This window comes from Nocardia sp. NPDC060220 (assembly GCF_042727815.1).
Taxonomy (GTDB): domain Bacteria; phylum Actinomycetota; class Actinomycetes; order Mycobacteriales; family Mycobacteriaceae; genus Nocardia.
In genome coordinates this window covers 1-7,572 of record NZ_JBHWZY010000289.1, presented here as the reverse complement: position 1 = coordinate 7,572, position 7,572 = coordinate 1, and the positions used below count along the sequence as shown (strand labels likewise).

At 68.1% G+C, this 7,572-nt stretch carries 7 protein-coding genes; 6 read left to right on the top strand and 1 reads right to left on the bottom strand.

Annotated features, from left to right (window positions below):
• A partial coding sequence (locus ACFWF3_RS16760) for a LuxR C-terminal-related transcriptional regulator (protein ID WP_379314373.1) occupies nt 1-861 on the top strand: 861 nt, incomplete at its 5' end.
• Between the two features lie 2 nt (nt 862-863).
• Here ACFWF3_RS16760 and ACFWF3_RS16755 read toward each other — a convergent pair.
• Nucleotides 864-1,481, bottom strand: coding sequence for a TetR/AcrR family transcriptional regulator (locus ACFWF3_RS16755; RefSeq protein WP_378704287.1), 618 nt, complete (start codon nt 1,479-1,481; stop codon nt 864-866).
• Nucleotides 1,482-1,596: 115 nt separating this feature from the next.
• Here ACFWF3_RS16755 and ACFWF3_RS16750 point away from each other — a divergent pair, with 115 nt between their 5' ends.
• From ACFWF3_RS16750 to ACFWF3_RS16730, 5 genes are all read left to right on the top strand, one after another.
• Nucleotides 1,597-2,970 carry a flavin-containing monooxygenase gene (locus ACFWF3_RS16750; RefSeq protein ID WP_379314372.1) on the top strand — a complete coding sequence of 458 codons (1,374 nt, stop codon included), beginning with the start codon at nt 1,597-1,599 and terminating at the stop codon, nt 2,968-2,970.
• Complete coding sequence (locus ACFWF3_RS16745) at nt 2,967-4,115, top strand: serine hydrolase domain-containing protein (RefSeq protein ID WP_379314371.1); 1,149 nt, start codon at nt 2,967-2,969, stop codon at nt 4,113-4,115. Before ACFWF3_RS16750 ends, ACFWF3_RS16745 begins: the two co-directional genes overlap by 4 nt.
• Before the next feature lie 2 nt (nt 4,116-4,117).
• Nucleotides 4,118-5,161, top strand: a complete 1,044-nt coding sequence (locus tag ACFWF3_RS16740) for an NAD(P)-dependent alcohol dehydrogenase (RefSeq protein ID WP_379314374.1) — start codon at nt 4,118-4,120, stop codon at nt 5,159-5,161.
• 11 nt (nt 5,162-5,172) lie between these two features.
• Nucleotides 5,173-6,825 (top strand): class I adenylate-forming enzyme family protein, encoded by a 1,653-nt coding sequence (locus ACFWF3_RS16735; RefSeq protein WP_379314370.1) that lies wholly within the window; start codon nt 5,173-5,175, stop codon nt 6,823-6,825.
• A gap of 13 nt (nt 6,826-6,838) precedes the next feature.
• On the top strand, nt 6,839-7,572 hold a 734-nt coding region (locus ACFWF3_RS16730; RefSeq protein WP_379314369.1), incomplete at its 3' end, for an amidohydrolase family protein.

Below are 7,572 nucleotides of genomic sequence, written 5' to 3'. Positions count from 1 at the left end.
GCCTATGGCGCCTACCAGCAGGGCGCGGATTTCGAGCGGCCGCTGCCGGGTCTGCCCTGGGTCGCGGCCGACGAGACCGTGGTGCCCGCGCCGGTGCGTCAGGTGGCGATCATGACCGGGGTGCTGATGTTCGCCGACGCCGCGGATCGGTCGGCCGCCGGGGTCGCACTCGCCAAGCAACTGCACCGCCTGCTCGACGAATCACCGACGCTGTACGGCACCGGTGAACTGGTCACCGACGTGCTGTGGCTGCTGCTGCGCGTGCAGGCCAGGGCCGACGCGCAGCAGTTGGTCGACCACGCGACGCGCGTGCTCGGCCGGACTCCCGAGATGGCTGTCGCCGAAGCGGGACTGGCGCTCTACGCCCATCGCCCGGCCGTCGTGCTGACGGTGCTGGAACCCCTGCTCGCCACCCCGCGCTGTTCCTCGCGCTCGCTGGTCGCGGCATGGCTACTGGTCGCGGTCGCCGCCGACCGCCTCGATCGTCCCCGCAAGGTCGACGATGCCTGCGAACAGGCTCTCGCGCAGGCGGCGGCCGAACAACTGACGCGCCCGTTCCTCGACGTGCCGGAGGCGGCTGAACTGCTCGCCCGGATCGGCGCGCGCTTCGGCCAGTACGCGGCGCTCGTGGACCGGATCCGTGCCCACCGCGGCGCCACCGCGGGCGCACCGCAGCTCACCGACACCGAACTGGTGGTGCTGCGCCAACTTCCCTCTGGCATGACCGCGGGCAATATCGCCACCGACCTCGGCGTCTCGGTGAACACCGTCAAAACGCACCTGCGCGGCATCTACCAGAAGCTCGCGGTGAACGCGCGCGCCGAAGCGATCGCCCAGGCTCGCGTGCTCGGCCTGCTCTGATCTCAGTCCGGCGCCTGGAGGGCCGGAAACCAGACATCGGTGAGCACCGCCGCGGCCTGCGTGGCCGAGACGTCGATGGTGCCCTGCATCGCCCAGCGGGTGAAGAACCGCTCGAGCTGGGCGACGAGCAGTTCGATCCGCAGCCGGGCCTCGTCGCGGCGGTGCTCGGGCCAGCGGGCGAGATAGGCGGGCATGGTGTCGGCCAGGGTCATGATGCCCTCGCGCGCCACCGCGCGGAATTCCGGTTCGAGCGCGGTGGCTTCGTCCCAGGCCGGGAGCATGTCCTTGTTCGTGAAGAACCAGTCGATCGCGCGAGTCATCCAGTCCGCGAACGACTCTCGGGAGCCGATGGTGAGTACCCGGTCCAGGTCGGCGTAGAAATCCCGGACGCTGGCGAGGGTGCCTTCCTGGGCGATGGCGCGCAGCACCTCGCCTTTGCTCGTGAAGTGCAGGTAGAAGGTCGCCCGGCTGCAGCCGACGGCGGCGGCGATGTCGTCGACGCGGACATCGGAGTAGCCCTGCGTCTCGAACAGGGTGCGTGCGGTCTCGACGATCCGGGCCTTCGTCAGGCGCTTCTGTTCCTCGCGGAGCGAGCCACGGCGGGCGGGTTCGGTCGTCATAGGGTCATCTTAGACGATCAGCCCATTCACTGGACATGATGTCTAGTGAGACGTTATCCTGTGGTCCACGTCACGGCGTGGTCATCGATGACCGAGGCCGCTGGAGGAGTTGTGCATGGATACACGCGAATTACCCAAGGTCTGCGTCATCGGCGCCGGACCTTCGGGTATCACCGCCGCCAAACGGCTTGCCGAGAACGGAATTCCGTTCGACTGCTACGAGGCGTCCGACGAGGTCGGTGGCAACTGGTACTTCAAGAATCCCAACGGCATGTCGGCGTGCTATCAGAGCCTGCACATCGATACCTCGAAGTATCGCCTGCAGTTCGAGGACTTCCCGGCCCCGGCGGATTGGCCACACTTCCCGCATCACTCGCAGCTGCTGCAGTACTTCAAGGACTACGTCGACCACTTCGGCCTGCGCGACAGTATTCGGTTCAACAGCCTGGTCACCTCGGCCGAGCGTGACGACGCGGGCCTGTGGCGGGTCACGACAGCGGCGGGCGACACCGAAATCTACGACGCGCTGATCGTGTGCAACGGCCACCACTGGAACCCCCGATTCCCGGACTACCCCGGCGAATTCGACGGCGTGCTCATGCACAGCCACGCCTACAACGACCCGTTCGACCCGATCGACATGCGCGGCAAGCGGATCGTCGTGGTGGGCATGGGCAACTCCGGGCTCGATATCGCCTCGGAACTGTCCCAGCGATTCATCGCCTCGAAGCTGTTCGTCTCCGCCCGTCGCGGCGTGTGGGTGCTGCCCAAGTACGTCAACGGGCAAGTGGGCGACCGTGCGTCGATGCCCGCGTGGATTCCCGACAAGATCGCGCTCAAGCTCAAACAGCGCTTCGTGCGCAAGAACCGCGGCGAGATGTCGACCTATGGACTGCCGACGCCGGATCACGAGCCGTTCGAAGCGCATCCGTCGGCGAGTGAGGAATTCCTGCACCGGGCCGGCTGCGGTGACGTGGAGTGCAAGCCCGCGATCACCCGATTAGACGGCGACACCGTGTATTTCGCCGACGGCACCAGCGAGCAGGCCGACGTGATCGTGTGTGCCACCGGCTACCACATCAGTTTTCCGTTCTTTGCCGACGCCGAGTTGGTGCCCGATGCGGCCAATCGGTTCCCGCTGTACCAGATGATGATGAAGCCCGGCGTGGACAACCTGTTCTATCTCGGTCTGGCCCAGCCGATGCCGACGCTGGTGAACTTCGCCGAGCAGCAGAGCAAGCTGGTGGCGGCTTACCTGACCGGTCGCTATCACCTGCCCCCGCGCGAGCAGATCGACGAGGTGCTCGGCGCGCAGGAGGCCAAACGCGCCGGACGCTATTACGATTCGCCCCGCCACACCATCCAGACCGAATTCGAGCCGTACGTGCGCTCGATGACCAAGGAGCTGGAGCGCGGCGCGAAACGTGCCGCCGCCGCGGGCAATACGTTGCCGGTGCCCGCTCGGGTGACCGCCGAGGTGGCGCGATGAGCGCTTCTTCGGGCTTCTGTCGTGACGAATTCGCCGGTGTGCGTGCGGCCTTCGACGAACACCTCGCCTCCGGCGCCGAACTGGGCGCCGCCCTGTGCGTCACCGTCGACGGCGATCCGGTGCTCGATCTGTGGGGTGGCTACGCCGACCCGGAGCAGACCACCGCGTGGGCGGCCGACACCCTGGTCAACGTCTTCTCGGTCACCAAGACGATGACGGCGCTGTGTGCCCTGCTGCTGGTCGACCGTGGTGAACTCGATGTCGACCAGCGGGTGGCCCACTACTGGCCCGAATTCGCGGCGAACGGCAAGGCCGACATCGAAGTTCGGCACCTGCTCTCGCACACCTCCGGTGTCTCGGGCTGGGACAAGCCGATCGAGCTGTCCGACATCTACGACACCGATGCCGCCGCCGCCCGGCTGGCGAGACAGGCGCCCTGGTGGGAGCCGGGCACCGCCTCGGGCTATCACGCCATCAACTACGGCCATCTCGTCGGCGAACTCGTGCGCCGCATCACCGGTCGTTCACTGGGCACGTTCTTCGCCGACGAGCTGGCCGGGCCCTTGGGCGCCGATTTCCACATCGGCACCGGTCCCGAGTACGCCGACCGGATCGCCACCCTGGTCCCGCCGGAGTTGCCGGACTTCGACCTGTCGATCCTCGACCAGGACAGCGTGCTGATCAAGACGCTCACCAGTCCCTGGCTCGAGGTCTCCGAAACCGCCACGCCGGCCTGGCGAGAGGCCGAGATCGGCGGCACCAACGGGCACGGCAACGCGCGCTCGGTGGCCCGCATCCAGTCGCTGATCGCCAACGGCGGCGAGCTGAGCGGCAGGCAGTTCCTCTCGCCCGCGACGATCGAGCTGATCTTCCGCGAGCAGGCCGACGGCATCGACCTGGCGCTGCTGGCTCCGCTGCGTTTCGGCATCGGCTACGGGCTGCCACGACCGGAGACCTTCCCGCACATCCCCGACGGGCGGGTCTGCTGGTGGGCCGGGTACGGCGGCTCGATGGTCGTCAACGACCTGGATCGTCGAATCACCTTCGCCTACACCATGAATCGCATGGCGACCGGACTGATCGGCTCCGATCGGTGCGACAGCTACCTGAAAGCCACTTTCGACGCAATTGGAGACGCCCGATGAGCATGCGTGCGATGCAGTTGACGGCGCCGGGCACCCTCGAATTACGTACGGTGCCCGTACCCGAACTCGGCCCCGGCGATCTGCTGCTGCGGGTCGGCGCGGCCGGGATCTGCCATTCGGATTCGTTCGTGCTGAGCCTGCCGTTCCCGATGAGCGAGAAGCCCTTGACGTTGGGCCACGAGATCGCGGGCACCATCGAGGCGGTCGGCTCGGGGGTGGAAGGTCGCAGCGTCGGCGAACGCGGGATCGTGTACCTGTGCTGGTCGTGCGGCGAATGCCGGGAGTGCCTGCGCGGCAACGAGAATGTCTGCCTGGCTGCCGGTCGCACCGCGATGCCGCCGTGCCCCGGCCTCGGCCCCGACGGTGGTATGGCCGAATACGTCCGCATCCCGGCGCGCTCGTTCGTGCCGATCGCCGACGAACTCGACTTCGCCCACGCCGCGCCTCTGGCCGACGCGGCCCTGACGCCGATGCACGCCATTCGCGGCGCCATGGACCAGCTGTGGCCCGGCGCCACCGCGGTCGCCAGCGGGATCGGCGGACTGGGTCACGTGGCGGTGCAGTTGTTGAAGGCACTCACCGAAACCACCGTGATCGCCGTCGACGTGGACGCCGACAAGCTCGCCCTGGCCACCGAATGCGGCGCCGACATCGTGCTCAAGGCCGACGAGAACACCGCGGCCACGATCTTGGAGCTCACCGGCGGACGCGGTGCGGAGGCGGTGTTCGATTTCGTCGGCACCGACCCCACCGTCAAGGTCGCCGTCGAATCCGTAGCCCCCAACGGTGCTGTCCGGCTGGTGGGTCTCGGCGGCGGCGCCACCGGCATCGACTCGGGCCCGGCGGGCGGACCCGGTCTGCCCTGGGGTGCCACGGTACGAAAGTCCTACGGCGGCACCAGGTCCGACCTCATAGATTCTGTGGCCTTGGCCGCCGCGGGCAAGCTCCGCGCTCAGGTCGAGCGGTTCGACCTGGCCGATGCCCGCACCGCCTTCGACCGACTCGACTCCGGCGCGATCCGCGGCCGCGCCGTCCTCATTCCTTGATGGAGAAGAACATGACCAACGCTGTAGACCCACAGGAATTCGTGGCCAAGGTGGCTGCGGGCCTGACCGCGCCGGGCGCGCCGTTCGAGATGACCGTCGAACCCGTTCTCGGCGTGCCGATTCCGGTCCTCGCCCATCGCCGTGCCAACCTGCGCGAACTATTGGAGCACTCGCGCAAGTGGGGCGAGCGCGACTACCTCGTCACCGAGGACCGCCGGATCTCCTTCACCGAGCACGCCGCGGCCGCGGGCGCGCTGGCCACCGCCCTGGCCGCCAGGTACGGCGTCGGCAAGGGCGATCGCGTGGGCATCCTGGCCGCCAACGGCCCGGACTGGGTGATCGCGTTCTGGGCCGCGCAGTGTCTCGGCGCGATCCCGGTCGGCTACAACGCCTGGTGGGCGCCGCCGGAGATCGCCTACGGGCTCGGCCACACCACTCCGACCGTCGTCGTCGCCGACGCGAAAAGGGCTGCGCTGCTGGCCGAGACCGGCACCGACCTGCCCGTCCTGACCATGGACGAGGATCTGCCCGCCCTGATCGCCGAGTTCGGCGGCGGCGAGATCCCCAGCACACCGGTCGACGAAGACGATCCGGCCGTGATCCTCTACACCAGCGGGACCAGCGGCAGGCCCAAGGGTGTTGTCCATTCGCAGCGAAACATGGTGGCGATCAGTGACTACCACCGTTTCACCGACGCCATGATGGCCGCGTTCATGGGTCAGGAGCCCGGGGATGCTCCCAGCGATCGCCGCTACCTGGTCACCGCGCCGCTGTTCCACATCGCCAGCCTGCACAACCTCGTCATCCCGCGCCTGCTGACCGGTGCGGCGGCGGTGTTCCCCCACGGGGCGTTCGAGGTCGGCCGCGTCCTGAGCCTGGTCGAGCGCGAGAAGGTCACCAACTGGGCCGCGGTGCCGACCATGGCGTCGCGCCTGCTGGAACACGATGTGGCCCAGCACGATCTGTCCTCGCTGAGCGCGCTCTCGCTGAACTCCGCGCCGTCCTCGCCCGCGCTGCTCGCCAGCCTGCGCGAGAAGATCCCGGCCCTGCAGTTCTCGCTGACCACCAGCTACGGCCTCACCGAGAGCGGCACCGCGGCGACGGTCGCCACCCCGCTGGACCTGGCCGCGGACGACGCCTCGGTCGGCAGGCCGATCATCGGGGTGGCAGTGGAGATCCGCGACGCCGAGGGCAACGCGCTCGGCGAGGGTGAGGAGGGCGAGATCTGCATCCGCAGTCCCTACGTCATGCTCGGCTACTGGAACGACGACGCGGCGACAGCGGCCTCGATCGACGACCAACGCTGGTTGCGCTCCGGTGATTTCGGCACGATGGACAACGGCAGACTCACCGTGTCGGGCAGGCGCACCGACCTGATCCTGCGCGGCGGCGAGAACGTGTATCCCACCGAGATCGAGAACGTGCTCGTCGAACATCCGGCCGTCAGCGACTGCGCGGTCTTCGGCGTCGCCCACCCCGATCTCGGCCAGGAAGTGGCGGCGATCGTCGTCGCCGAACCAGGGGCGGTGGACCCGGCGGAACTGAGCGCCTTCGTCGCCGATCGCCTCGCCTATTTCAAGGTGCCCGCCCGGTGGCGGATCACTTCGGACGCGCTGCCGCGCAACGCGACCGGTAAAGTCACCAGGCGCGAGCTCGCGATCTAAGAGGGGTCACACCATGTTCGACAGCATCATCAAGGGTGCCCGTTGGTTCGACGGCACCGGCGCCCCGTCCGCGGTTCGTCACCTCGGCATCACCGACGGCAAGATCGCCGAGATCTCGGAGACCCCGCTCGACGAGACCGGGTGCTCCCGCGTCGTCGACGCGACCGGCAAATGGGTGATCCCCGGCATCATCGACATCCACACCCACTACGACGTCGAAGTCCTGCTCGACCCATCGCTGTCGGAGTCCGTGCGGCACGGCGTCACCACCGTGCTGCTCGGCTCGTGTTCGCTCTCGACCGTGCACGTCGACGGCGAGACCGCGGGCGACCTGTTCGGCAGGGTCGAGGCCATCCCGCGTCAGTACGTGGTCGGCGCGATGAACGACGTCCAGACCTGGAGTACCGCAGGCGAATACGTCGACGCGCTCGAACAGTTGCCGCTCGGGCCCAACCTCGCCGGCTTCATCGGCCACTCCGATATCCGGGCCGCGGTGATGGGGCTGGACCGCTCCACCCGCAAGGACGTGAAACCGTCCGAGGCGGAGCTGGCCGAGATCGAGCGCATGCTCACCGACGCGCTCGACGTCGGCTTCGTCGGAATGTCGTCGCAGCAGCTGCTTTTCGACAAGCTCGACGGCGAGACCTGCCGTTCGCGGACGCTGCCGTCCACCTACGCCAAGAGCAAGGAACGCCACCGGCTCAACACGATCCTGCGCAAGCGCGGTCGCGCGTTGCAGGGCGGACC

Coding starts and splice junctions, on each gene's coding strand:
- ACFWF3_RS16755 (WP_378704287.1), bottom strand. CDS start 1,481: ATGACGACCGAACCCGCCCGCCGTGGCTCGCTCCGCGAGGAACAGAAG.
- ACFWF3_RS16735 (WP_379314370.1), top strand. CDS start 5,173: ATGACCAACGCTGTAGACCCACAGGAATTCGTGGCCAAGGTGGCTGCG.
- ACFWF3_RS16750 (WP_379314372.1), top strand. CDS start 1,597: ATGGATACACGCGAATTACCCAAGGTCTGCGTCATCGGCGCCGGACCT.
- ACFWF3_RS16745 (WP_379314371.1), top strand. CDS start 2,967: ATGAGCGCTTCTTCGGGCTTCTGTCGTGACGAATTCGCCGGTGTGCGT.
- ACFWF3_RS16740 (WP_379314374.1), top strand. CDS start 4,118: ATGCGTGCGATGCAGTTGACGGCGCCGGGCACCCTCGAATTACGTACG.